At 31.4% G+C, this 25804-nt stretch carries 23 protein-coding genes and 1 tRNA gene; 4 read left to right on the top strand and 20 right to left on the bottom strand.

Going from position 1 to position 25804, the window contains the following annotated elements; all coding sequences use genetic code 11:
* Positions 1-60 precede the first annotated feature (60 nt).
* On the bottom strand, positions 61-378 hold the full coding sequence (locus LQ675_RS12140; protein WP_078355390.1) for an ArsR/SmtB family transcription factor: 318 nt from the start codon (positions 376-378) through the stop codon (positions 61-63).
* Between the two features lie 137 nt (positions 379-515).
* Here LQ675_RS12140 and bla point away from each other — a divergent pair, with 137 nt between their 5' ends.
* Positions 516-1370, top strand: a complete 855-nt coding sequence (bla, locus tag LQ675_RS12135) for a BlaZ-like penicillin-hydrolyzing class A beta-lactamase (RefSeq protein ID WP_239727641.1) — start codon at positions 516-518, stop codon at positions 1368-1370.
* An 87-nt stretch (positions 1371-1457) separates the two neighbouring features.
* Here bla and LQ675_RS12130 read toward each other — a convergent pair whose 3' ends face one another.
* From LQ675_RS12130 to LQ675_RS12090, 9 genes are all read right to left on the bottom strand, one after another.
* Positions 1458-2864, bottom strand: coding sequence for a sugar porter family MFS transporter (locus tag LQ675_RS12130; RefSeq protein WP_078355392.1), 1407 nt, complete (start codon positions 2862-2864; stop codon positions 1458-1460).
* 55 nt (positions 2865-2919) lie between these two features.
* Positions 2920-4341, bottom strand: a complete 1422-nt coding sequence (araA, locus tag LQ675_RS12125; RefSeq protein WP_078355393.1) for an L-arabinose isomerase — start codon at positions 4339-4341, stop codon at positions 2920-2922.
* 13 nt (positions 4342-4354) lie between these two features.
* Positions 4355-5050, bottom strand: coding sequence for an L-ribulose-5-phosphate 4-epimerase (locus LQ675_RS12120; RefSeq protein ID WP_078355394.1), 696 nt, complete (start codon positions 5048-5050; stop codon positions 4355-4357).
* Positions 5019-6650, bottom strand: a complete 1632-nt coding sequence (locus LQ675_RS12115) for a xylulokinase (RefSeq protein ID WP_078355395.1) — start codon at positions 6648-6650, stop codon at positions 5019-5021. Before LQ675_RS12115 ends, LQ675_RS12120 begins: the two co-directional genes overlap by 32 nt.
* A 203-nt stretch (positions 6651-6853) precedes the next feature.
* Positions 6854-7927 carry a GntR family transcriptional regulator gene (locus LQ675_RS12110; protein WP_048540358.1) on the bottom strand — a complete coding sequence of 358 codons (1074 nt, stop codon included), beginning with the start codon at positions 7925-7927 and terminating at the stop codon, positions 6854-6856.
* Positions 7928-8109: 182 nt separating this feature from the next.
* The gene (locus LQ675_RS12105; RefSeq protein ID WP_058590960.1) at positions 8110-8448 is read right to left on the bottom strand and encodes a nucleotide pyrophosphohydrolase; all 339 of its coding nucleotides are present in this window, start codon (positions 8446-8448) and stop codon (positions 8110-8112) included.
* Positions 8441-10171, bottom strand: a complete 1731-nt coding sequence (locus tag LQ675_RS12100; RefSeq protein ID WP_078355396.1) for a DUF2075 domain-containing protein — start codon at positions 10169-10171, stop codon at positions 8441-8443. Before LQ675_RS12100 ends, LQ675_RS12105 begins: the two co-directional genes overlap by 8 nt.
* A 258-nt stretch (positions 10172-10429) precedes the next feature.
* Positions 10430-11293, bottom strand: a complete 864-nt coding sequence (locus LQ675_RS12095; RefSeq protein WP_078355397.1) for an alpha/beta hydrolase — start codon at positions 11291-11293, stop codon at positions 10430-10432.
* 188 nt (positions 11294-11481) lie between these two features.
* The gene (locus tag LQ675_RS12090; protein WP_078355398.1) at positions 11482-12879 is read right to left on the bottom strand and encodes an MDR family MFS transporter; all 1398 of its coding nucleotides are present in this window, start codon (positions 12877-12879) and stop codon (positions 11482-11484) included.
* A 220-nt stretch (positions 12880-13099) separates the two neighbouring features.
* On the opposite strand from LQ675_RS12090, the gene LQ675_RS12085 reads away from it, so the two are divergent.
* Complete coding sequence (locus LQ675_RS12085) at positions 13100-14080, top strand: tRNA dihydrouridine synthase (RefSeq protein WP_025904672.1); 981 nt, start codon at positions 13100-13102, stop codon at positions 14078-14080.
* Between the two features lie 205 nt (positions 14081-14285).
* Here LQ675_RS12085 and LQ675_RS12080 read toward each other — a convergent pair whose 3' ends face one another.
* The 9 genes from LQ675_RS12080 to LQ675_RS12040 form a co-directional block, all read right to left on the bottom strand.
* Positions 14286-15326, bottom strand: a complete 1041-nt coding sequence (locus tag LQ675_RS12080; protein WP_058590963.1) for an NAD(P)-dependent alcohol dehydrogenase — start codon at positions 15324-15326, stop codon at positions 14286-14288.
* Positions 15327-15485: 159 nt separating this feature from the next.
* Complete coding sequence (locus LQ675_RS12075; protein WP_239727631.1) at positions 15486-15917, bottom strand: antibiotic biosynthesis monooxygenase family protein; 432 nt, start codon at positions 15915-15917, stop codon at positions 15486-15488.
* 33 nt (positions 15918-15950) lie between these two features.
* Positions 15951-17324, bottom strand: a complete 1374-nt coding sequence (locus tag LQ675_RS12070; protein ID WP_107617295.1) for a cryptochrome/photolyase family protein — start codon at positions 17322-17324, stop codon at positions 15951-15953.
* Positions 17325-17709: 385 nt separating this feature from the next.
* Positions 17710-17780 (bottom strand) — tRNA-Gly (locus tag LQ675_RS12065).
* A gap of 208 nt (positions 17781-17988) precedes the next feature.
* Positions 17989-19464, bottom strand: a complete 1476-nt coding sequence (locus LQ675_RS12060; protein ID WP_239727629.1) for a Mur ligase family protein — start codon at positions 19462-19464, stop codon at positions 17989-17991.
* Positions 19465-19560: 96 nt separating this feature from the next.
* Positions 19561-20817, bottom strand: coding sequence for a copper amine oxidase (locus LQ675_RS12055; RefSeq protein WP_153654221.1), 1257 nt, complete (start codon positions 20815-20817; stop codon positions 19561-19563).
* A gap of 88 nt (positions 20818-20905) precedes the next feature.
* Complete coding sequence (locus tag LQ675_RS12050; protein ID WP_058590968.1) at positions 20906-21652, bottom strand: anti-sigma factor; 747 nt, start codon at positions 21650-21652, stop codon at positions 20906-20908.
* A 1-nt stretch (position 21653) separates the two neighbouring features.
* Complete coding sequence (locus LQ675_RS12045) at positions 21654-22211, bottom strand: RNA polymerase sigma factor (protein WP_025905379.1); 558 nt, start codon at positions 22209-22211, stop codon at positions 21654-21656.
* 55 nt (positions 22212-22266) lie between these two features.
* Positions 22267-22854, bottom strand: coding sequence for a class F sortase (locus LQ675_RS12040; RefSeq protein WP_058590969.1), 588 nt, complete (start codon positions 22852-22854; stop codon positions 22267-22269).
* Between the two features lie 165 nt (positions 22855-23019).
* Here LQ675_RS12040 and LQ675_RS12035 point away from each other — a divergent pair, with 165 nt between their 5' ends.
* A complete protein-coding gene (locus LQ675_RS12035; RefSeq protein WP_058590970.1) occupies positions 23020-23331 on the top strand; it encodes a hypothetical protein in 312 nt (103 codons plus the stop codon).
* A gap of 200 nt (positions 23332-23531) precedes the next feature.
* On the opposite strand, the gene LQ675_RS12030 is transcribed toward LQ675_RS12035, so the two are convergent.
* A complete protein-coding gene (locus tag LQ675_RS12030; protein WP_119650421.1) occupies positions 23532-24218 on the bottom strand; it encodes a hypothetical protein in 687 nt (228 codons plus the stop codon).
* Between the two features lie 323 nt (positions 24219-24541).
* On the opposite strand from LQ675_RS12030, the gene LQ675_RS12025 reads away from it, so the two are divergent.
* Positions 24542-25579, top strand: a complete 1038-nt coding sequence (locus LQ675_RS12025) for a 2,3-butanediol dehydrogenase (protein WP_239727627.1) — start codon at positions 24542-24544, stop codon at positions 25577-25579.
* Positions 25580-25804: the final 225 nt, after the last annotated feature.

Genomic DNA, 25804 nt, shown 5'->3' with positions numbered 1-25804 from the left:
TAAATGTGTTACTATTGTTTATCCATAAGTTTAAACCTATAAACATAAAGGCTAAAAATTTTACGCTTTTTCTTTATTTTTAATATTTTCTTCTAAAGAAGCTGCCAGTTCTTTCAACCAAAGTAATGCATCGTCTAAATCAGAACGGTAATATCTTTCCAATCCAACTTGCTCAACAGTCAACAAGCCCACTTCATACATTAATTTCAAATGATGAGATACAGCAGGACGTGAAATTGTAAGTCGTTCAGTAATTTGATTAACCGTTAATTGTTCTTCTCTACATAATAGAACAAGAATTTGTTGGCGCTTCTCATCTTGAAGAATATTTAATAACTTCGAACCCCTCTTAAATACCTCCATCGTCTTGTCTTCCATGTCGTCTCTCCTTAACAAATCGTTTCAATGATTATTATATACCACGTATAGCATGTGTAAGTCAAAAGGGAAGATTGTTCACACTATCATATTATTAATATGATAGTATATATACCAAGTCTAAGGAGGTATGCTTAATGAAGAAATTGATATTAATGATTGCATCTATTTTATTACTCAGCGCCTGCAGTACTGCTGATGCGACAACGCAAGATTTGAAGAAAGTAGAAGATAAATATGATGTTAACATAGGTGTTTATGCTTTAAATACTGCAACTGATGAAGAAATTACTTTTAATGAAGATAAGAGATTTGCTTATGCTTCAACTTTCAAAGCCTTAAGTAGTGCCATGTTACTTGAAAAGACACCTCACAATAAATTAAATAAAAAAGTTCATGTTAGTAAAGAAGACATTGTGCCGTACTCACCTGTATTAGAAAAATTTATCAATAAAGATATCTCAATTAAAAAGTTAATAGAAGCAACGATGTTATACAGTGATAATACTGCTAATAATATGATTATTGAAGAATTAGGTGGCTATAAAGAAGTTAATAAAAGGCTAAAATCATTAGATGATAAGACTACTAAACCTTCTAGAATGGAACCTGAATTAAACAATTATAATCCAAAGAGTAATAGAGATACTTCGACACCACAAGCTTTCGGAAAAACACTCAATAAACTGATCAACGATGGTCGTTTATCAAAAGAAAATAAAACATTCTTAATTGATTTAATGATCAATAATAAAAGTGGAGATACTTTAATTAAAAAAGGTGCGCCAAAGAACTTTAAAGTAGCAGATAAGAGTGGACAAGCCATCACTTACGCATCAAGAAATGATGTTGCTTTTGTATACCCTAAAGGTGAATCAAAACCAATTGTTCTCGTTATATTCACAAACAAAGAAGGCAAGACAGATAAACCAAACGACAAAGTAGTCAGCGAAACAGCTAAAGTCGTATTAGAAAAATTTAATGATAAGTAGGAATAAAACCTAATGAAATAAGTCATAAAATATAAAAAGCAGAAGAACATCAGGTTTTACTGAAATTCTTCTGCTTTTTATATTAATCTAACTACGTTCGACGTTAACATTTTTCAGGTTAACTTTACTTTCAGGACCAGATAACTTCTCGATTTCTTCTAATGTTTTTCCTCGTGATTCTGGAACACATTTTTTAACGAATACTACACCTAATATACAGATTATGCCGAATATCGCAAATACGATTTCTTGTGGAAAAAATGCAGTCATAATCGGGAATAATAAGCCAACTAAAAATGAGCCTATCCAATTTAGTGAAGAAGCAGCTCCTGAAGCTAAACCTCTAATGGATAATGGGAATATCTCACCAACAATTACCCAAGTTAAGGGTGCCCATGTGAATGAATAGAATGCTACATAAATACTTAAGAATATTACAATGATGATTGGATTAGCATTCGGCATGACAACGTTAATAATAGTCGGTAATATAAATGACAGCCCCATCACTGTTCCACCTAACATTAATAATGTTCGACGATTAAATTTATCCGCTATCCAAATGAATAATAATGAACCTAGTACTAATATCACACCTTGAATGATTGGCCATAATAATGCAGAGCTTGCTGAATTACCTGTCGCTTGTTCTACAATTAATGGAATGTAATAGAATATAGCATTTGCACCTTGAAATTGTTGAAATGCTGCGACACCTAGACCAGCGACAACCAAATATTTATATTTACTATTAAATAAAGTGCTTAATGTATTATTTGTCGTTACTTTACTTTCTGTTATAATTGTACTTCTAATTTCTTCAAGTTCAACATCAACTTGCTTTGTTTTACGTAAATTCATCAATACATTCTTGGCTTCTTGAAACTTGCCATTTTTAATTAGAAATCTTGGTGATTCTGGCAATTTTAATACACCTAAAAATAGAATGATTGCTGGAACTGCAGCTATACTTAACATCAATCTCCAACCTAACTCAATAGGTAAATCTCTTAATAAGAAATCGACGATATAAGATAAGAGCATACCTGAAACGATCATCGTTTGATTCAAACCAGATAACTGACCTCTTAATTTTGCTGGTGCCATTTCAGACATATATGCAGGTACTAAAGCAGAAGCTGCCCCTACAGCTAAACCTAAGATGACCCTAGAAATAATTAAGAAATAGTTACCATTATGTGGTGCAATACCAGATAATATTGATCCAACAACGAATATTATTGCCGAAATTAAGATCATTTTTCTACGACCTAATTTATCAGATAGTCTCCCTGCTAAGATACCACCAAATATGGCACCTAGCATAACTGAAGATGTTATTAGTCCTATAATAAAGCCACTATTTATACCCCAATCTTCTCTAAGAAAAGGCAACGCACCCGTCATAACACCAATATCATAACCAAATAGAATACCACCAAATGCTCCAAAGAAATAAATAAAGCTATTAGACACCTTACTTTTCGTTTTCATAATCCCATCCACCCCTTTTTACTTTCAAATTCATCTATGTTATTTCAGTTAGTCTTTATTTAATCACAACATACTCTGCATCAAACATCTTAATTAACGTCTCAACTTCTTCTGAATTTAAAGTTAGTGATAGTACTGTATGATGCCCGCCTCCTTCTTCAATCCAACGTCTAACGCCCGTTTCTAAAGAAGGTTTCGTCTTCCATAATACTCTCGCAACTGGTAAGTGAGGTGCTGGTTCTGTTAATGATTTAGCTACTATTTCATTAACGATAAATTTATAATGCGTACCTAAATCTAACATTGTCACAACAATACCCTCTCCAGCTTTACCGTCAAATACTAAACGTGCCGGATCATTTTTATCTCCAATACCTAAGAAATCTACAACAATTTTTGGTTTAGTAGCAGCCAATGTAGGGTCTACTTCTAACATATGTGAACCAAGTATATTTTGTTTATCGCTTCTCATGTCATACGTATAATCTTCCATAAATCCAGTCGCTTGATTTTGAGTAGCAATCTTCAATAATCTATCAAGTGCAGCCGTCTTCCAATCGCCTTCTCCAGCGAATCCGTATCCTTGTTCATTTAAGCGTTGAACTGCTAAACCTGGTAATTGTTTCATACCATGTAAGTCTTCAAAATTAGTAGTAAAGGCAGTGTAACCTCCATCATCTAAGAAACGTTTAATTGCAATTTCATATTTGATTTGTTCTTCTACTGATTGATTAAAATCCACCTCATTATAATCTCTGTAATCAAAGTCATATTTCTTCTGATATTCTGCAAATAAATCTTGAACTTCTTCTTCTTTCACATCTTCAATATAAGCAACTAAATCACCAATACCAAAGTAATCTACAGTCCATCCAAATTGAATTTGTGCTTCTATTTTATCGCCTTCAGTAACGGCAACGTTTCTCATATTATCACCAAAGCGCGCTACTTTAAGTTTGAAACTTTCATTATAGGCATTTGCTATAAGCATCCAAGATTTAATATCATCTTGTGTCGCTTTATCTTTCCAATGACCGAAAATAATCTTATTCTGTTTATCTAGTCTTTTATTAATAAAACCATACTCTCTATCTCCATGTGCTGATTGATGTAAATTCATATAGTCCATATCAATTTTTTCCCAGGAAATATTGTCATAAAATTGAGTCGCTAAATGTAGCAATGGCTTTTGAAGTAACTTCGTACCTCTAATCCACATTTTTGCTGGAGAAAATGTATGCATCCATGTAATAACACCCGCAATATCATCTCTGTAATTTGCTTCTTTCATAATATCCGTAATCACATCAGCAGTCGTTGCTAGCTGTGTTTGTAACTCAATGTCAAAAGGTAAATCGGCATGTTCATTTAAATAAGTTGTCATTTCTTGTGCGTCTGCTTTTACCTTCTCTAAAGCTTCCTCACCATATAGTGCTTGTGAACCAACTACAAACCAAAATTTCTTTTCTGTACTCATCTAGAATTCCTCCTTATTTCTGTCCATAATATGCATTTACGCCATGTTTTCTTTCATAGTGCTTATTCAAAATTTCTTGAGGTAGCACTGAAGCATTTTCATTTAATTGTTGTGTAAATAAGTTCATCTTACATACTTCTTCTAAGACAACTGCATTCATAACAGCATGTTCACAGTCTTTAGCCCAAACAAATGGTGCATGTCCTTGCAGTAATACGGCAGGCACCTCATTTGGATCAATGCCTCTATTCTTAAATGTTTCAACGATAACGTTACCTGTTTCATATTCATAATTCTCATTGATTTCATTAGCCGTTAAAAATCTTGCACACGGTACAGAACCATAAAATGTATCTGCATGTGTTGTTCCCATGGCTGGTACATCCATACCTGCTTGTGCCCAAATCGTTGCCCAAGGAGAATGTGTATGGACTACGCTACCTATATTCGGAAATGATTTATATAATACTGCGTGAGTTGGCATATCTGATGATGGATTTAAATCACCTTCAACAATTTCGCAATCTAAATTACAAACAACCATATCTTCCGGACGCATTTCGTCATAATCAACGCCACTAGGTTTGATAACAAACAAACCTGTTTCTTCATCAAATCCACTAACATTTCCCCATGTGTATTTGATTAATCCTCTTTGAGGTAACTCTAAATTAGCTTTATATACTTCTTGTTTTAATTTTTCTAGCATCTTCTCCACCCTCCATGTAATCTGATATTTGTCGTTCAATCGGTAAACCTTTTGTAGTCTTTTCGATATATGCATCAAAGTTCTCAACTGCTTGTAATGTAGGTTCAAGTGTTGTTTCATCTACATTCGCAAAGACAAATTCGTCGAGATATTGCGATAACGTTATATCATCATGAGCTGTTACATATTTCGCTAATACACTAATGCCCCATGCACCACCTTCACTCGCATGATTCATCACTGTTATTGGCGCATTCATAGCTGCACTCAATACTTCTTGTGCAATTTTTTCTGTTTTAAAAATGCCACCGTGTGCGATTAATTTATTAATTGCTATATCTTCATTATCTTTTAATAAATCCATTCCTATTTTCAAAGTACTAAATGCACTAAATAACTGTGTTTTCATAAAGTTTGCAAGTGTAAACTGGTTATTCGGTTCTCTAATAAACATTGGATAACCCACTTCGACTTTTGTAATATTCTCACCAGAAACATATCCGTATGAAAGTAAACCACCTAAATCATCATTACTATTCTCTGAAGTTTTCAATATTTGTCCGTACAACTCATCAGATGAAAAAGTAACGCCCATATAGTTTAATACCTCTTCGAATAAATTCATCCAAGCGTTTATTTCTGACGTACAATTATTTGTATGAATCATGGCTACTTCATTACTCGAAGGTGTTGCTACGATATCTACTTCTGGGTATACATGACTTAAAGATTTTTCTAAGACAATCATGGCAAATGCACTCGTACCCGCTGAAATATTACCAGACCGAGGCGTTATCGCATTGGTCGAAACCATGCCTGTACCTGCATCGCCTTCAGGTGGACATAATACGCATCCACTTTCCAAGTTACCATCAGGATCCAACAAACGAGCACCTTCATCTGTTAAATAACCAGCGTTCTCACCAGCAACTTTAATTTGTGGTAGTACATCAATAACTGATTTATGGAATCCTTCCTTATTCAGTAACAGATCTGCTTCTTCCAATAAATCTGTTCTATACATTTTTCGATCAACATCTACCGGAAACATACCTGAAGCATCACCAATTCCTAATACTTTCTCACCTGTTAAGTACCAATGAATATATCCTGCTAATGTTGTAATATAATTCACTTCATTTACATGAGATTCTTTGTCTATTACTGCTTGATATAAATGTGCAATACTCCATCTTTCAGGAATATTATAATTAAACTGAGTCCTTAATCTTTTTGCCGCTTCAACTGTATGATTATTACGCCAAGTTCTAAACGGAACTAACAAGTCTTCATGTTTATCAAAAGCCAAATATCCATGCATCATTGCACTTATCCCGAGACTATTGATTTTACGGACAGTCACATTAAAATCTTGTTTTAAATTATTCGCCATATCTTGATAGCTTTTTTGTAAACCTACCCATATATCATTAACTGAATAGGTCCAATAACCGTCTATATTCTGGTTCTCCCATTCAAAACTACCTGTTGCCAACGTGTTAAACTGTGCATCGATAGCTACCGTCTTAATGCGAGTAGATCCTAACTCTATTCCTATAGATAACTCTGAACTATCTGTTAATGTATTAGGATTTTGCATTGTAAACACCTCTTCTGTAATCGTTTTCAAATACATCTTAATTTATTTGTCCGTACATGTCAAATAAATATAATTTTTGTCCATATATATTAAATTGCATTAATCCATTAATATCAGTTGTTCAGAAGTAAAATAATGATATAAAAAATAGAACTAATCCTTTTACAGATTAGCTCTACTTGCTTGTTAGTTATATAATTTTATTATTTTACGGAACTTCTTTCTATAATATAAGTATCCAGTAATTCTGAAGGTTGTTCCTTACCTGTTTCTATCGTACTCAATACCCAATTCGCAGCTTTCTCTCCTAATAACTCTTGTGGATGAGATGTTGTCGTTAAATCAACGTCTTCCAATTTACTCAATACAGAGTTATCTTCTCCTACAATCGAAATATCTCCAGGAACAGACACACCCATTTTAGTTAATTTCTTCATTATGTAATAAGCTATTTGGTCGTTATAACACACCACGGCAGAAACTTGAATTTGCTTCGATACGACATGCTCAACAAATTGATCTAACACAGTTACTTTACTTTCTGTATCATACGTATAAATATATTCACTCTTAAAGACTTTATTATTATTTTCAAAAGCATTAAAGTAACCTTTCATTCTCAACTTACCTTGGTTATCATCTATCTTAGTGATTAAAGCAATATCTTCATGTCCTTTATCTATAAGATATTTCGTCGCGAGATGACCTGATTTAACATCATCAATCGCAATATATGGTAAGTTCAATTCTTCATATTGAGCATTAATCGTTAAAATCGGTATATCGCGCTGCTTAAATAAAGAGTAATAAGATAAATTCGGATTATATACATTACTTTTCGTTGGTTCAACAATTAATCCTTTAATACCTTGGTCTAACATCATTTCTAAACACTGACGTTCGTCAGCATGATTGTTATTCGTACTTGCTAAGATGAGTGAATATCCATTTTCTCTTAACACAGTCTCAAGACCACGAATAATACTCGGAAATATATAATCTGATAAGTACGTTACAATTACACCAATTTTTTTAGAGTTATTACTCTTTTTAGAATTTAAAAATTCGTAACTTACATATGACCCCGAACCTTTTCTTTTCTTAATATATCCATCTACAACAAGCAATTCCATAGCTTGTCGTATCGTATATCTACTCACACCATATCGAGTTTGAAAGTCTTTTTCAGTAGGTAATAAAGATCCCACCTGTAATTCCTTGTTAATAATTTTATTTTTAATCTCATCTGCGATTACTTGATATTTAGGCTTATTCATAAAATACAATCTCCTAGTTCTAACGATATATGCTTAATTACTGCTAGTATATCATATAAACATAACATTCAATTTAACTAAAAAACAATATGGGCATGTGAGGTCTATTCATTTCCTAGGGAATCATTATTCATTAATAAACCTTTAATTTATGGTTACTACAAATTGTCTACCACACCTATTTACAAATCATTATATTTATTATTTCTATTTTTGCTTTTCTCTACAGGATATTTTTCAGCGTTCTTTTTTAGTTTTTTTCGAATGATATCATTAATATCAAAGTCTAAGTTGTCTGCTAACATATAGCTGTATATTAATACATCTGCCAATTCTTCTGCTAATCTCTCTTGTTTATTACTTACTACTTCTTCTGACGATTTCCATTGGAATAGCTCAAGTAGTTCTGCCGCTTCTAAACTTATCGACAAGGATAAATCTTTTTCATTATGAAATTGTCTCCAATTACGCTCATCTCTAAACTGATTAATCTCTTTTAATATTTCTTTATTTTCATCCATTATTATCACCTTTAGATGCTTTTTTTAGTGCTTCTCTTAATTGTTCATCTACTGCATAAATATATAAACCATTTACACCACGAGTAAGTAAAACATTCAATTCATTTTTCAGAAGCATTTGTGAGAAATGCTGTTTTGAACCGTCTTCTAAAGTTCTACGACGTGTCGCTTTTTTATTGGCACTGCTTTTCTCATCAAAAACAATTTCACCCTTTCTGTATTTTACAGAAGGTCCAATTATGACACCTGCATAGTTTAAATCTAAGCCTTGTATTGTAAATGTTGACCCTATTTCATCTATTGTTTGATCTTGTTCGACCCATGGTAAATTCTTCTGCTTTCTACTAACCTTTAGTTGATAATTCCATGGCATTGACCAGTTACCAACTTTGACTCGCCAAAAATCTTCATTTTCAGGAGGCTTATTATTATATTGCCAATCAAATGTAGCAAGCATTCTTGAAATACCACTGTCTGTATTTTGAGCTTTTTCTCTTATACAACTTTCTAACTCTTCGGGTGAATCGAAAATCTTAATATCATATCCTTTTTTATCTCTAGGAATGTCATTAATTTTTTTATTATCAATTAAATTTCTAATCCATTTTACTGTCTTTTCATCACTATTAATGCGCATTTGATTTTTCAATGTAACATGATTATTTTTATTCTTTGCACATTCAAAGTAATCATTTAATTTTTCAACATCCCATATTTGTTCAGTTGTAAGTATTTGCTTAATATCAAAAACGATAACAACGACTTTAGCTCTTTCTAGCAAATCTTGTAGATGATTTTTTCCTCGGTAACTTTGTTTACCTTGTGTTAACAGTAAATGAGCTTCGTCTACAATAACTACATCTACTTTTTCATCTGGTGAATGACTATTGATGAAACTAGTAGGTTTATTAATAATATTTTTCTTTTTATTTGTTATACCTAATTTAGTCGCAATTTGATTATAAATTGTTACATGTTCATTATGATTTACTAATAAATGAATATCTAAATCTTTGTCTAAATTTAAATTATATTTCTTTAACTCATAAAGTAATGTACTCATTAGAACTGTTTTTCCAGATCCAGCTTCACCCTCAACGATTAGCAATTGTCCTTCTTCATCTAAAATGATCGATTCTTTAATTTTATTTAGAATTTCTTCTTTAGCATTAATTTGTTCTTGTGTTAATTTATGAAAAGGCGACGCTTTAAATATTGCCGAATCTTTAATAATACTTTCAATTGGAAACAGGACTTTATTTTTCTTATTTAATGTTCCCCATATATCAGAAAAAATCTCATCAAGTTTTTCTGATGTATAATATTCATTCTGTTGATTCGTTCTACTATTATGAACCCTACTAATATTATCCACACTTAATAAATACTGCATCAGTCTATTTTCAATGTCGAGTGTTAATGATTTATTAAACATTTCATGACCAATAACATACATAGAAGAATTACTAGAAGTAGAGAAATTTTCCCAAAATGGTTTTAACTTTGTATCTACATTAAGATGTTGACGAGTTCTATTTCTAATATCAGCTGTTTCTCCAACATAAACTTCAAAGTTATTTTCACGTTTCTTATCATTTATTATGTATACAGTTGGATAGCGTAATAAATATTTTCCATCTGCTGAAGTTTGCCATTTTCGAACAGAATTATTAAGATTTTCTATTGAATATTGTATATTTTCTATCTTTAACGAGTTTCGCATAATTATCACCTGTTGAATTATCATCTATTAGATTCTATTTTATCAATTTTGTGATAATTTTATCCACTTTTTTAAAAATTTCATAAGAAAGAGCGGATTTTTATAATTTATGCTTATTAAAATGTAATTTCGATCTTCCAAATTTATTAATATAAAAAGGACATTAAAAAAGGATAAATGAGTAATGTTTTACTCATTTATCCTTACATAAACACCTAAATCTTTAGGTATATTTCTTAATTCAATTAAGATTAAATCCTACCTCCCCCACAAGAACTCTACTATCTCATTCGCGACTTGTTTGTTTTCGTGTAGTTCGCTGTGTTGCGCTGTTTTGCCTTCGTATTTGGATTCTTTATAGCTTTTTGGACTATTTCCTAGTAAATATTTCAAAGACTTTGATGAGCTGTTGGATACGCGGCCGTCTGAGTTGGTGCCGTCTTGTAAGTCACCATATATGTTTAATACTTCTATTTCTTGTCCTTTATAGATGTCTTTCAATTGTTGTAGATCTGGATATGGTGGGTTCATGCGACTTGGTTTCCCGCTTCTATCCACACTAATTTCATTTATTTGTTCATTCATATTTAATACACCGTTAAACGTACCGGCAATGTTCACTTCTTTATTCAACTGAGGTAATGTTTCATCATCCCCGTATTTCAACATATATTTAGCAAACGATAAATTCCCCATTGAATGTCCGACAAAGTTAAATTTCTTAATGCCATATTCACTTTGTAATTTAGCTAGCACGTTTTTAAACCATTCTGCATTGAGATCCAGATCACCTTGTTTATTATTTTCAAGTTCTATTTGAACAATAGGATTCGTCGCATCTTTTTTAAGTTTTCCTTTTAATTCAACTTTTCCATCTTCAGATACATATGCTGTGATGACTTCTTTAGTGACGCCCTTTTTCTTCGCTTGTTGAACCATATATTTCTCTGAATTCGCACTTCCTGCATAACCATGTAGAAATAATGTCGGTATTTGGCTTTTTATATAAGTTGAGTCTGTTGATTTAACTGTTGCTGAATGATGTTCGTTAGATGGTTTCGTCATTATCACAATGATCATCAGCATAATAATACCCATCCCCAAAAACCATAACTTCTTCACTACGATAACCTCAATTCTGTTATTTTGATTTAAGTATAAAATATGTTTACATAAATTTCCTTATGTATTACTTATAAACCCCACAAGAGTCAGTCTGAGGGTTGTCTGATATCACACTGCTCGCCCTATAAAAACAAGCATATCACTTTCAATCTGAGGTTGTCAGTTTAGTGATATGCTTCATTTCGCTACGCTTCTTTATAGCCTTTTTTAGATGTTGGGTTGATAATTGCTAATATTAAGCCGAGTACTGCTACGATACATATAACAACGTATGCGACGCGTACGCCGTGCACTAATCCTTCTATTCCATATTCATGTGGATTTAAAATTGCTGTGTTCATAACTGTTACTAATATTGCTGAACCCATTGCTGCGCCGACTTGTCTCATTGTATTATTCATCGATGTTCCATGTGGTACTAATTCACGTGATAAATTATTTAATGCTGCTGTTGTTAATGGATTGAAGACCATCGCATTTGCTGCGAGTGAAATGGCAAAGAATATTGTGACATAAGCGAATGATGTGTGTGTATCAAGTTGTGTGAAAGCAAATGATGTAATTACAACGATTGAAACGCCTATGATGGATAATAACTTACCGCCGTATTTATCGAATATTTTACCTGTGAATGGTGAAAGTAAACCTGTTATAATTCCACCTGGCATGAGTGCTAACCCTGACATCAATGGTGAATATCCGTGTAGATTTTGTAAGTAGAATGACAGTACTGTTTGACTACCTATAAATGAAACAAAGACGATACAGACAATAATCATATTGATCGTAAAGGATTTATAGGTGAAGACACGTACGTTAAGAAACGGCTCAGTCATACTTAATTGTTTCACGATAAACATTGTTAAGATGACAATACCTGTAATAATCATTGAATACACTAAAGGATGATGCCAACCTAAATTACCCGCTTCGCTAAAGCCAAATAACAATGCCGCAAAGCCTAATGTAGACAGTGTGACAGATAGTTTATTAAGCTTCGGTTTCGTAACATCTGTTACATTCTTCACGAATTTCAACGCAAATAATAAGTCTATAATGACTACGATTAATAAAATATAAAATATCACTTTCCAACTGTAGTGAGAAACAACCCAACCTGACAATGTTGGACCAATTGCTGGTGCGAAGCTGACAACTAATCCAAACATCCCCATAGCTTGCCCTCTTTTATCAGCTGGATAAACAAGAAATAGGACTGTCTGCATTAAAGGCATCATAATCCCAGCACCCATTGCTTGAACTGCACGTCCTACGAGTATGACACTGAATTGATCCGTTATAACACAAATAATAGAACCTACTATAAAGAATGTTAAAGCTGCAAAGTATAACGTTCTTGTCGTAAATCGCTGTGTTAAATATGCGGTAATGGGAATCATGATTCCATTCACTAACATAAATATAGAAGTTAGCCATTGTACTGTACTGCTCGTTAAATGCATTTCTTTCATAATACTTGGTAAGGCTGTAGTCATGAGTGTCTGGTTCAAAATGGCCACAAATGACCCTACCATCAAAATCGTAATAAGCAAAGTCTTATCCCGGTGTTTCAACTCTTCCACGACGACATCTCCTCGAAATCTTTCTCTAATATCATCATGTTATACAAAGGCACATGATAAAGTCAAAATGCATGCTTTACGTATCAAAACGTTTAGATGTTACGATAGATAATTTGCATTAAAATGAGTAAATATCCTTTTGTATAAGTTGCACTTTTATGGTAATATCATCATGGATAAATATTTAATAAATTAATAAATAAGAAGGTTAAAATATATTATGAAAGAAAATTTTTGGAGTGAATTGCCACGTCCATTTTTTATTTTGGCACCTATGGAAGATGTTACGGATATCGTCTTTCGTCACGTAGTCAGTGAAGCAGCGAGACCGGATGTCTTTTTCACTGAGTTTACAAATACGGAAAGTTTTTGTCACCCTGAAGGTATACACAGTGTTCGCGGACGCTTAACGTTCAGTGAAGATGAACAACCTATCGTCGCACATATATGGGGCGACAAGCCAGATCATTTCAGAGAAATGAGTATCGGAATGGCAGAAATGGGCTTTAAAGGTATTGATTTGAATATGGGCTGTCCTGTGGCAAATGTTGCAGGCAAAGGTAAAGGTTCTGGCTTAATTCTAAGACCTGAACGTGCCGCTGAAATTATTCAAGCAGCTAAAGCTGGTGGTCTACCGGTAAGTGTTAAGACACGACTCGGTTATTATGATATAGAAGAATGGAGGGATTGGTTAAAGCACGTCTTCGAACAAGACATCGCAAACTTATCTATTCACCTTCGTACGCGTAAAGAAATGAGTAAAGTAGATGCACATTGGGAATTAATCGAAGCGATCAAGAATTTGCGTGACGAAATCGCACCAAATACATTGTTAACAATTAACGGTGATATACCTGATAGAAAGACAGGTCTTGAACTTGCTGAAAAATACGGCATCGATGGTGTTATGATCGGTAGAGGTATCTTCAATAATCCATTTGCATTTGAGAAAGAGCCTCGTGAGCATACAAGTAAAGAACTACTAGACCTACTCAGATTACATCTCACATTATTCGATAAATACGCAACAAGTGAAACAAGACAATTCAAAAGCTTACGTAGATTCTTCAAAATATACGTACGTAGCATGAGAGGCGCTAGCGAATTAAGGCATCAATTAATGAGTACAGAAACAACAGATGAAGTACGCGCATTACTAGATGAATTCGAAGCCCAAATGGAAGACGTCGTTGAATCTTAAAGTTAATAAATAAATCATCCCCTGTTAACGTTGGAGTTAGCAGGGGATTTTTTGTTGGGTATTATGGGATTGTTGGGAGAGTTAATTACAAAAGTTAGGGAATCTGTAATTAACGGGCGCCTTAATTACAAAACTCGGCACAAGTGTTACTAACAACCCTCTTAAATCAAAAAAAGTGCCCATCATATGGACACTTTTTTCGTTATTACATTGTGCTTGTATCTATTACGAAACGATATTTAACGTCTGATGATAAGACTCTTTCATATGCTTCGTCTATTTGATCTGCTGAAATCAGTTCGATTTGTGGTCTAATGTTATGTTCTGAACAGAAGTCTAACATTTCTTGTGTTTCTCTTATACCACCAATTGCTGAACCTGCAAATGATCTACGGTGACCTATTAAGTTTGCTACACGTAATGATACGGGTTCTGCTGGTGCACCTACGTTAACAATCGTACCGTCTAATCTTAATAGTTTAAGATAATCATCTATTGGTAAATTAGCACTTACGGTATTAATAATTAAATCAAATGAGTTAGCAAGTTCTTCAAATGTTGACTCATCAGCTGTTGCATAATAATGAGAAGCGCCTAATTTTAAGCCATCTTCTTTTTTATTTAATGTACGTGATAATACTGTTACGTCAGCGCCCATTGCATGTGCAATTTGAACGGCCATATGACCAAGTCCACCCATACCGATAACAGCTACATTTTTACCTTCGTATGCTTTCCAGTGATTTAAAGGTGAATACGTTGTAATACCAGCACAAAGTAAAGGTGCCGCTTCATCTAAAGGAATATTATCCGGAATACGTAGTACGAAATCTTCATGTACGACGATATGTGTTGAATAACCACCTTGAGTAGGTTCACCATATCTGTCAGTACCTGCATATGTACCAACCATTCCTTTTAAGCAATATTGTTCTTCGCCATTTTGACAATGTTCACATTCACCGCATGAGTCAACCATACAACCAACACCAACACGGTCATCTACTTGATATTTACTCACATCAGAACCAACTTCTTTAACAATACCCGCAATCTCATGGCCCGGTACTAAAGGATAGTTCACTGGTCCCCATTCTCCATGTGCAGTGTGAATATCCGAATGGCATATTCCTGCATATTTAATTTCTATCAAAATATCATGTTTATCAAGATCTCTTCTTGTAATTTCTGTTGCAAAAAAATTAGAATCCGGACTACTTACAGCTCTCGCTTTAGCATTTAGCATCATAAATTCCTCCGTTACTTACTTAATAGAATACAGTAATACGTATTCTTCTTTGCTAATATTAGACCCGTGTGTAAGCAAGGTCAATTCAAAAGTCTTGAAGGCTACTTTATAATATTTATACTCTATTTTCCGAATTAGTGACCATCTTTATAATCGTTACTCTTTTAATTCTAAGCTAATATTAAAGGATAGCTTTCTGTTTACGATAGCTTGATCGGCTCCTTTTTTAGTACCTCTTTTTTGATGTGTGTTTTTATATTCTTGAGAATCTTGCCATTGTTTGTATGATTCTTCGTTTTTCCAAATAGTTATGATTACATAATGTTCATTCGTACTGCATGGTTTTAAAAACAATAAACTTTCAAACCCTTGAGTATTTGTTAGGTTTATATCTCGATTTAGAAAAACACGCTCAAAATCTTCTTCAAAACCAGGATTTGCATATAAATGGTTAAACATGACATATCCATTTTGAGGTAAATTATTAATCTGTTCTAAAATAACATACTGATAACTTGCATTAAATTTATTGATTGTAACCTCATTGTTATTTTGAGTTAGATAAATACCATGCATTTCATTTTTCAACAAATAAATCACTCCTTTTTAATGAATAACATATCAAAATTGTTTGAACTTATCCATCACATAATCTCTGCTTTTTTTATGATTCACGATAGCCTCTGGATATTCTTTTCCAATTTCGATATGATAAATTTCTTGCAAATTGTCTTTATATTTAGTTGGATCATGAATATATTTACTTGCCACATCATTAAATATTTCTAGCTCTGTTTTAATAAAATACCCTTGGGCATCGAAGCGCTCACTTTGACGTATAGGATTAAACATTCTAAAATAAGGCACTGCATCTGTCCCAGTTGATGCCGACCATTGCCAACCATGTACATTAGATGCATTATCATAATCTATCAAATACTGTCTAAAATAGTCCTCCCCCCAAGTCCAATCGATAAATAAATTTTTAGTCAAAAATTGTGATACGACCATTCTTAAACGATTGTGCATGTATCCTGTACGATTTAATTTTATCATTGCAGCATCAACAATTGGATAGCCAGTTTGTCCTTTTTTCCATGCTTCAAAATGTGCTTTATTATAAGACCATTTCATGTTGCGATATTTCTCAGAAAAAGATTTAGTGGAAGCTTCTGGATATTGTGTCATTAATACATAATAAAATTCCCGGAATATAACCTCTCTAATAAAAGATTCATAACTAATTTCATTGCTGTCGTATCCTTCAATTAAGTCATTTATAATTTCATTAATATCAAGCAACCCATATGCTAAATATTTACCTAAACCACTTACAAAATCCAGTGATACATCATCAGTCAATTTATCATAATGAGCTATATCACCATTTAAAAATTCACCCCATGCTTTGCGCGCTAACTGTTCTATATCTTTACTATTTTTAAAATTTAAGTCACTTTGATTTGAACCCTTTTCAGCAATTTGGGCTAAATGCTTAAATTGATAATTTTTTTTAGGTGTATGTACTAAATCTTGACGATTTGCTTTATAGAAACTCGTAAATATTTTATAAGGCTGATTTTGTTTATTAAATGTCTTTGTTGGCTCAAAATAATGATTCACGCGCTGCCCAATTACTGTAATTTGATGATTTTCAAAAGCTTGTTTAACATGAGGATAATCGTATATGTCTTTGTGATAACTCATAATATCTTTTGCTACTAATACGTGAGATAACCCCAATGTATCAGCTAAGTCACCTAGCTTGTCATACGTAACAATATGGGGATGTATATCATACTTTTCTAAAGCATTTAGAAACCCTTTTACTACTTTATAATAATACTCACGCTTTACTGCTGATGCATCATTTAAATCTTCTAATGGTAAGATAAAATATAATTTATTTAGCTCGTTTTGATGCTTCTCTATATAATGAAAAAGTGGATTATCTTGTGTTCTAAAAACTCTGTTGAGTATGACTCCTAAATGCATTTGAACGCCTCCTGGATTATTTTTACATAGTAACTTTATAATTTCGCTAAAAAGAGCGCTAAAATCACTTTCTTATGAGCAGTTTTAAGCGCGGTTTATATCCGTTTATTAATATTTTTCATTTGTGTGACTAATAACTTTATCAGATCGATCCTTATCGCCTGCCTCCTAAAAGATAACCTGTTAAAAATATTTAAATACCTGTATATAATCTTTTTACTAGATTTTAAAAAGCTTGATACAAGTATTTTGGGTTCAGTTATCTACTAACAATATAAAAAATGAGTCTGGGAAATCATATTATGTCCCAGACTCTCGAAAAATTGTATCGCTATGAAATTAATTATTAAATATGAGTCACATTTCATAGTTTTTATAAATTCAAAGCGGGTGACCAGAATCGAACTGGCAACATCAGCTTGGAAGGCTGAGGTTATACCATTTAACTACACCCGCACAAATATTTCATTCGATTTATTACCTTTAAAAACAAATGAAATATTTACTATTTAGAATTATATAGTACCAAACCATAAATTTAAAATCAATATATCTAACAGCTAACCCTATATAAAAGCGAGTAAAATCCATTTCACTATCTTTTTATATTAGTTATATTTAAACAACTCATACCAACAAGAATCTTTAAAATAAAAAATACTATTTATACCAATTTATTATTTATACACATCTTAATATATGATTTATCGTCGTGATTGATTAAATCCCCTCTATAATGCTGCGGTTCATTGATACCGGTTAATAAAATAATACTTTCATCACTTTTAGTTTTCTCAACAATGTTTTTGATTGCTTCTTTTCTCGAACTCGCAATTATAATATTATTTAAATCATAATATTCCGGTAAATATTTAATCATCGTTGCAATAATATGGTTTTCATTTTCAAAACCTACTTGCTCAGAAGCTAAAATAATTTGATCAATATTATTAGGAATTAAATTCATTGTATCTCTTATTTTATCTAAACCGCGTAAGCCTATACCTGTAATCATTACTGTAAGCTTTTTTCTCTTTTTTGAAGAATATTTTATAGCTTCGCTAATTGATTCATTAATTGCTAATGGTGTATGTGCAAAATCTAATATAAATTCAAATTCTCTTATTTTAAATATTTCAAATCTATTATCAGGTGGTTTGATATACTTAACAACCTCTAAAATATTTTTTATATCAAAATTCAATTTATGTATTGCAAATATACTAATAGCAAGATTTATATAATTATGAATTCCATTCAATGCTATATTGATTTGATAAACATTTCCATCTATCCAAATAGATAACTTATTCTCCTCTATAGAATATTTATAATACATATCATTTTTTTGGTTATTAGAAAAATGATACCTATCATAACCTATTTTTCTGTATTCTTCACTATCATAATTGACAATACTTTTTTTACTTAGCGCATTCAGTTTTAATTTAGCTTCTAAATAATTTTCAAGTGTATGATGATACTCAAGATGTTCAGAGCTAAAATTAGTAAATATTGCTAGTTCGTTATATATAAAATTAACCCTTTTTTGGTCTAACGCAATAGATGTAGCTTCATATACAATGTAGTCATAATTTTTTTCTGCAAAATACTTTATAATTTCAGCAAATTCAATATGCATTGGTGTAGTTGGTGTAGAATGGTTAAAATTCATTTTGTTAAATTTAGAATCATAAACGCCTAATGTACCAACAACAGCTACTCGTTTATCTAGTTTTGATAATATTTTTCCTACCATATGACTTGTAGTTGTTTTACCATTAGTACCCGTTACTGCAATAAATTTTAAGCTTTCGATATATTTATCATAAAATAAATGTACTAATTTATTTATCGCTGATGCATAGTTAGATAAATATATAACTGGAATATCACACTTCATATCATCCAAACTATTTGCTTCCATATTCGTCAATATTAATATTGGATTTTTACTTATAGCTTTTTCTGCATAAATTTTAGAGCGATTAGACGCCTTTAATATAAAAACAGAAGAAGTTTTAATATTTTGGTACATGGTTGTAATATCAGTACACTCTTTATCTATATTGATTTTATAATTATTATTACTAACTAATATTTCTTGTTCAATTTGTGATATTACATCGAGTATTTTCATATTTTCTCCTTTTTAATAAATATAATATCCTTGAAAATTCAAAAAGAAAACTAGATTCAAATTTGAATTTAGTTTTCTTTATTCTATATAACGAGCCTATTTTTGTGCGCCTGTGTCTGGCATTTCTTTTGGCATATTCATTTCAAATTTTGATTTATTTTGCATTACGATTGCTTGACTTAAACCTTTAGCTGGCATAAACATATGCGCATATGCTTCTCTTACTTTCATTGTTGATGTTTTATAATCTCCTTTAGTGTAAGCATCAAATGAAGCTAACAACTGATTCACATGCATACCTAATCCTTCAGCTAACTCATCACTCTTTAATTGATTATCTGTAGCTTTAGATAGAAATGCGCCAAACTCTTTACTATAATTATCTAAGTTGCTTTTTGCTTCTTTTTTAGCGTCTTCGTCTTTATTTTTTGAAGCTTCTACGTAATCAACGAAATACCCAATATGCTCTGTCCACATTTTATCGAATTCCATACCCGCTTCTTTACCATACGCACCTTCTATTGCTTTTGATAAATCTTTTGTATTCATTTCTAACGCTTTTACTGAGGCTTTGTAATTTTTAGATCCATCATACCCATTTTGCATCGCATCGGCTGCTAAGATGGCATGTTCACTCATTAAATAATTTAAATCTGATCTTAAGTCGGCTGCTTTTGTTGTTGCACTTGTATGATGATAATCTTCAGGAAATTGTTGTGTTATAGCATTTGATAATCCTTTACTAACCATATACATGTGATGAATGGATTCTCTTTCGTATTTGTAAGCTTTGTCATAGTCCCCATTTACTGAGGCATCAAATGCGCTTACTAATTGATTCACGTGCATTTGTAAACCTTCTGATAAACCTTTCGCTTCTAATTTTTCATCTGTTGCTGATGCTAAAAATTGAGAGAAGTGCTCTCTATAATTATCTAAGTTCTTTAATGCTTCTTGTCGTGCATTTTCATCATTATCATTTGTAGCATTCACATAATCTACAAAGTACCCAATATGTTCTGCCCACATTTTCTCAAACTCGTTACCTGCTTCTTGGCCATATACATCACCGATAGCTTTAGATAAATCTTTAGTATTCATATTTAGTGATTTTACTGATGCATCAAAATCTTTAGACCCTTCTGCACCTTTTCTCATTGTATCAGTAGCTAAATACGCATGTTCACTTAGCAACATATCTAAATTACTTCTTAATTCAACTGCTTTACTATCTGTTTTTGCAACAGATTCATGTGACGCATCATGTGCTTGTGCAATTTGCGATACACTTGTTCCAGCTCCTAACAATGAAACCGATAATGACATGGCTAATACTTTCTGTGAAATATTCATCCAATCACTCCTTTGTTTTTTTGTTCATATGGTATACGCAATAAATAAAAAAAGAGATCACATTAATTAATGTAATCTCTAAAAATATCTAACCTTTTTCACCAGCCATAATAATATCACCTTCAGGAGCCTGATTATTTGGTGATGGTTCTAAAGTAATTGCTATTTTATCTTGCTTATCTAATTCGATATCACTTAAATCAAAGATAACTATTCCAGAATTTTTACTGGAAACAAAAGTACCTGCTCGATATGGCTTTTCTCCTTTAAGAATCCAAACTTGATATGCTTCATTGCCTTTCGTTTCTTGTAAATTTTGTGCTTGTACTACTAATTGTCTTTCTTTTTTATTTTTAGCTATAAACGCTTCGCCTTGAACTTGATCTTTTTCAGTAGATTTTAATTTTATTATTTGTGCACTGCTTTTATTTATTAAATGATGGTCTTTATTCTTACTTCCATGATCTTTTGTATTAAACTGATATAAATTGCCTACTATAGATATTAATAATAATGCGGCCATACTAATGAGAGATACGTTTTTAATGATATTTCGCTTTGTATTTAAAGGTCTATGCTGACTGTTATCATTATATTCTTGAGCTGAAGTATCTTCATTATTTTCATCATTTAGAATATTATTCATTATTCTACTTTTCATATCTTTAGGAGGAACAATATTTTCAACATGGTAAGGAAGAGATTCATTTAATATATTCAGTTCATCTAGTTCTTCTTGACAATTTTTACAAGTTTTTAAATGTTCTTCAAATTTTTGTTTTTCATCTTTACTTAATTGATCATTGAAATAATCATATAATTTTTCACATTCCATATTATTTCCTCTCTCCCTTCTTGTTTATTTTTAATTTGTGCTTTAAATGTTGAATAGATAATCTTAGCCTACTCTTTACAGTTCCTAAAGGTATTTCAAGCGTCTTCGATATTTCTTTATGATTGAAACCTTTAAAATAAAATAAATACACAATAGCTTGTTGCTTTGCGTCTAACTCATCTATACATCCTTTAATCTGTTCAGCTTCTTCTTTAGTTATGAGTTCTGATTCAGGTACATTATCCGTCTTTATATTATCCCTTTCTTCATCATATTCATAAGACGTTGTTTTCCTCTTACGTATATAATCAATTGCTAAGTTTCGTGAAATCGTAATAAGCCATGTCGACATCTTACCTTTACTACTATCAAATTTAGCTTTTTGATTCCAAATTTTCATAAATACATCTTGAAGTACTTCTTCACTCGATTGCTTATCTTGAGTGATTTTATAAATAAAACTGTATAGCAGCGATTCGTAACGGTCATATAATGTTTCTAAGCTATCTGTATCTTTAGATACTATTTTATCGTATAATTCTATATCCGACTCTCGCATTGTTTTACCCCCCGACATTTACTATTATATGTTAGTAAATGTCATATGCATACTTTCAACCATTTATTAATTTTGTATAAACTACTAATCTATTTGGTGTACTTCCTAGTGAAGTATTATATTCTCCTTCACAAGTAATCAAATTTAAATGTCTATTACTAGAATATCCAAATATTTTATCTACTGGCGCTTCTCTTAATTTATATAATTTTTTATCATATACTTTAAATACTAATTTCTTATTATTTCTATCACTAACCTCAACTTTATCACCTTTTTGAAGTTTATGAAGATTTGTAAATACACCTGGATTCACACCATCATCAACATGTCCCGCAATCACAGCATTACCAAGTTCACCAACTTTAAAACCATCTTTAAACCAACTAGGCGTATCAATATCTTTTGGTACTGCCATTTCATTCTTTTGATTAGTTCCAGTGTGATCTAATTCGTGATTTACATTTATTCTTTTAATATTTATTTTCAAAGGTACGATACCTTTTTGATATGTTTCGAATGCCTTTGATTCTACAGTTTGAACATTTTTCTCTTCGCTTGTTTTTTTATCTACATGATTCATTTGATTATGACATCCACTGAGTATTAAAACTGTCATTAATACCGTTATCATTTTACGCATAGCCATCACATCCTTTTATATATATACGTATATTTTTATGAATAAGATCACTCTATGTATCGATATCTAGACATACTTGGATATTCTATTTATTTTTATAAGTTTATATTTTTCTAAAAAAAGGTATATATACTTCATACAGTTAATATAAATAGGAGTGATATGATGGGTAAAGTAGAAAAATTAGAAGAATTTGTTGAAGTCGTCAAAAAAGAAAGTGGTGTAGACTTTAAGAATTTCTACTCTTCAGAAAAACAATTAAAAAGTTTATTAGGTTTTAACAAGAATTTAAGACCACAGTTCTTAAAAGACTTAAATGATGAACATATATCATTTATTTATTCTGTCGTATCTAGTGACAGTTCTGAAAACGAAAAAGTTGATACTATGAATCATAATATTAAATATGAACTAGAAAATATGTCGGCAAATGATATCATTAATCATTATGAAGCGTTTAAAAGAAATAATAAATAGATAATTGAAAAGCTCTGATGCAAGTGTATTTTGGGTTTAGCTATCCAATGCATTATACAAAAGAAATCTGGGAGTAATATTATATCCCAGATTTAATGACTAATTATTTAACTGATAACTACTTTATAAGTAGTTCTACTATTAATTAATATACCAGCAACTATTAATATCTTTATAATATGCCTTTCTTTTGATTGATACTATTGACTATTTCCATCCATACTGTGAGTATTACTTAAAATATTTTTTGTTTTCGAAGCATTAGCTTTATATGTAAAAACACGTATTTTTTTTAATCTACTAAAATTTTGCTCAAACGATATATTACTATGAGTTTTAAGCACAGTGGAGAAATCTTTCTTGAATAATAACACCCCTTTAAGATTTAATGATATTAAATGTATTTGATTCCATTTCGGAAATTTTGATTTATGATATATGATATTTCTTGTCTCAAGTGCTATAAATTCATTACACCAGCTTCTCTTATGAATGATTTCTGTCATGGCTGGTATATTATTTTGTATCATAATACTTTGAAATTCTTCTAAATATTTATCTGCAACATCCACATGTTCAACAATATTTAAATTACATTTTAAAGGCTTCAAGCTTTTCACATGAGCATTAGGGGTTAATTCCATGCATTCACGACGTATAGTTACATTCTTTGTTAAAGGTATTGTATTTATGATATCTCTATTATATTTAGACAAATCAATTACACATAATAAATTCCATTTATCTCCTCTACTATTAAAAAATAAATTAGATGTATAAAAAGTATATGTTTCTATATTTATATCATTTAATTTTTTTGAGAAGATTCTTTGATATTTCTTTTTTTCAGATTTACTATTAAAAATCAAAGTATCTATAAGATACATAAAAATCACTCCTATATTTTTTAATTAATATATTCAATTATGTTATGTCTTATATATTACACTCACACCTATTTTACTAACCACTTTTATTTAGGTATATATTAATATGCCAATGTCACTTTATTAATCTTTTTAACTTCTCCTACTAATCTAATTTTAGAAACCCTTATCACCATTTATCGTTGCAAACTTTTAACACGTTATCATTATTATAAACTTTATATTCAAACATATATATATATTCTATTTTTAAAAGTTATTTATTTGAAATTAACTTTTAAAAGGCATATTATTAAATTAAATACTATAAGGAGGTTTTATAAATGAAAGCAGCAGTTTGGTATGGTCAAAAGGATGTACGTGTTGAAGAACGAACTACGAAAGAATTACAAAGTAATCAGGTTAAAGTTAAAGTTTCTTGGGCTGGTATATGTGGTACAGACTTACACGAATACTTAGAAGGTCCTATATTTATTTCAACCGATAAACCGGACCCGTTCCTTGGACAAAAAGCGCCTGTAACATTAGGTCATGAATTTGCAGGTGTAGTAGAGGATATTGGTTCAAAAGTTACTAAATTCAATAAAGGCGATCGAGTTGTTGTTAATCCTACAGTTTCTAATCATGAAAAAGAAGAAAATATTGACCTTTATGATGGTTATTCATTTATAGGCCTAGGTTCAGATGGTGGATTTGCAGAATTTACAAATGTCCCAGAAGAGAATGTGTATAAACTGCCAAATAATGTTTCTGATAAAGAAGGTGCCCTTGTTGAACCAACAGCTGTAGCAGTTCAAGCAATTAAAGAAGGAAATGTCCTTTTCGGTGATACTGTTGCTATTTTTGGAGCTGGACCAATCGGATTATTGACAACTATAGCTGCTAAAGCTGCAGGTGCTAGTAAAATATTTGTTTTTGATTTATCTGAAGAAAGATTGAAAAAGGCGAAAGAAGTAGGCGCTACTCATACTATAAATTCTGGTGAATCAAACCCAGTTGATGTTATTAATAAACATACTGATAATGGTGTTAATGTGTCATTTGAGGTAGCAGGTGTAGCACCTACATTTAAATCTGCCATTGATGTTACTAAACCAAGAGGCACTGTTGTTATTGTTTCTATATTTGGACATTCAATTGAATGGAATCCAATGCAGTTAACAAACACTGGCGTAAAACTTACATCGACTATTGCTTATACACCTTCTACATTTCAACAAACAATAGACTTAATTAATGAAGGGAATTTAAAAGTTAAAGACGTCATAACTGATGAAATTGAGTTAACTGATATTGTAGAATCAGGTTTTGAACAACTTGTAAACGATAAATCACAAGCAAAAATTCTCGTTAAATTATAGTACAGTTTATAAAAAATAATTGCTAAAAGCCACTTTTAAAGCGAACATTACACATGTAGTCTTTGAAAGTGGCTTTTTTATTGATCTCCAAAAATAGAAATATTTTCTATTTTAATATACTGATATAGATATAACATGCTATTTTAGTTATATATTAGACTTTATAAATATACTGATATAACAAAATGGGATTGAATTGATTTTGAACATGGGTTATGATAGCGG

The sequence above is a fragment of the Mammaliicoccus sp. D-M19 genome, assembly GCF_022386695.1.
Taxonomy (GTDB): domain Bacteria; phylum Bacillota; class Bacilli; order Staphylococcales; family Staphylococcaceae; genus Mammaliicoccus; species Mammaliicoccus sciuri.
This window is presented reverse-complemented; position numbering and strand designations above follow the sequence as displayed.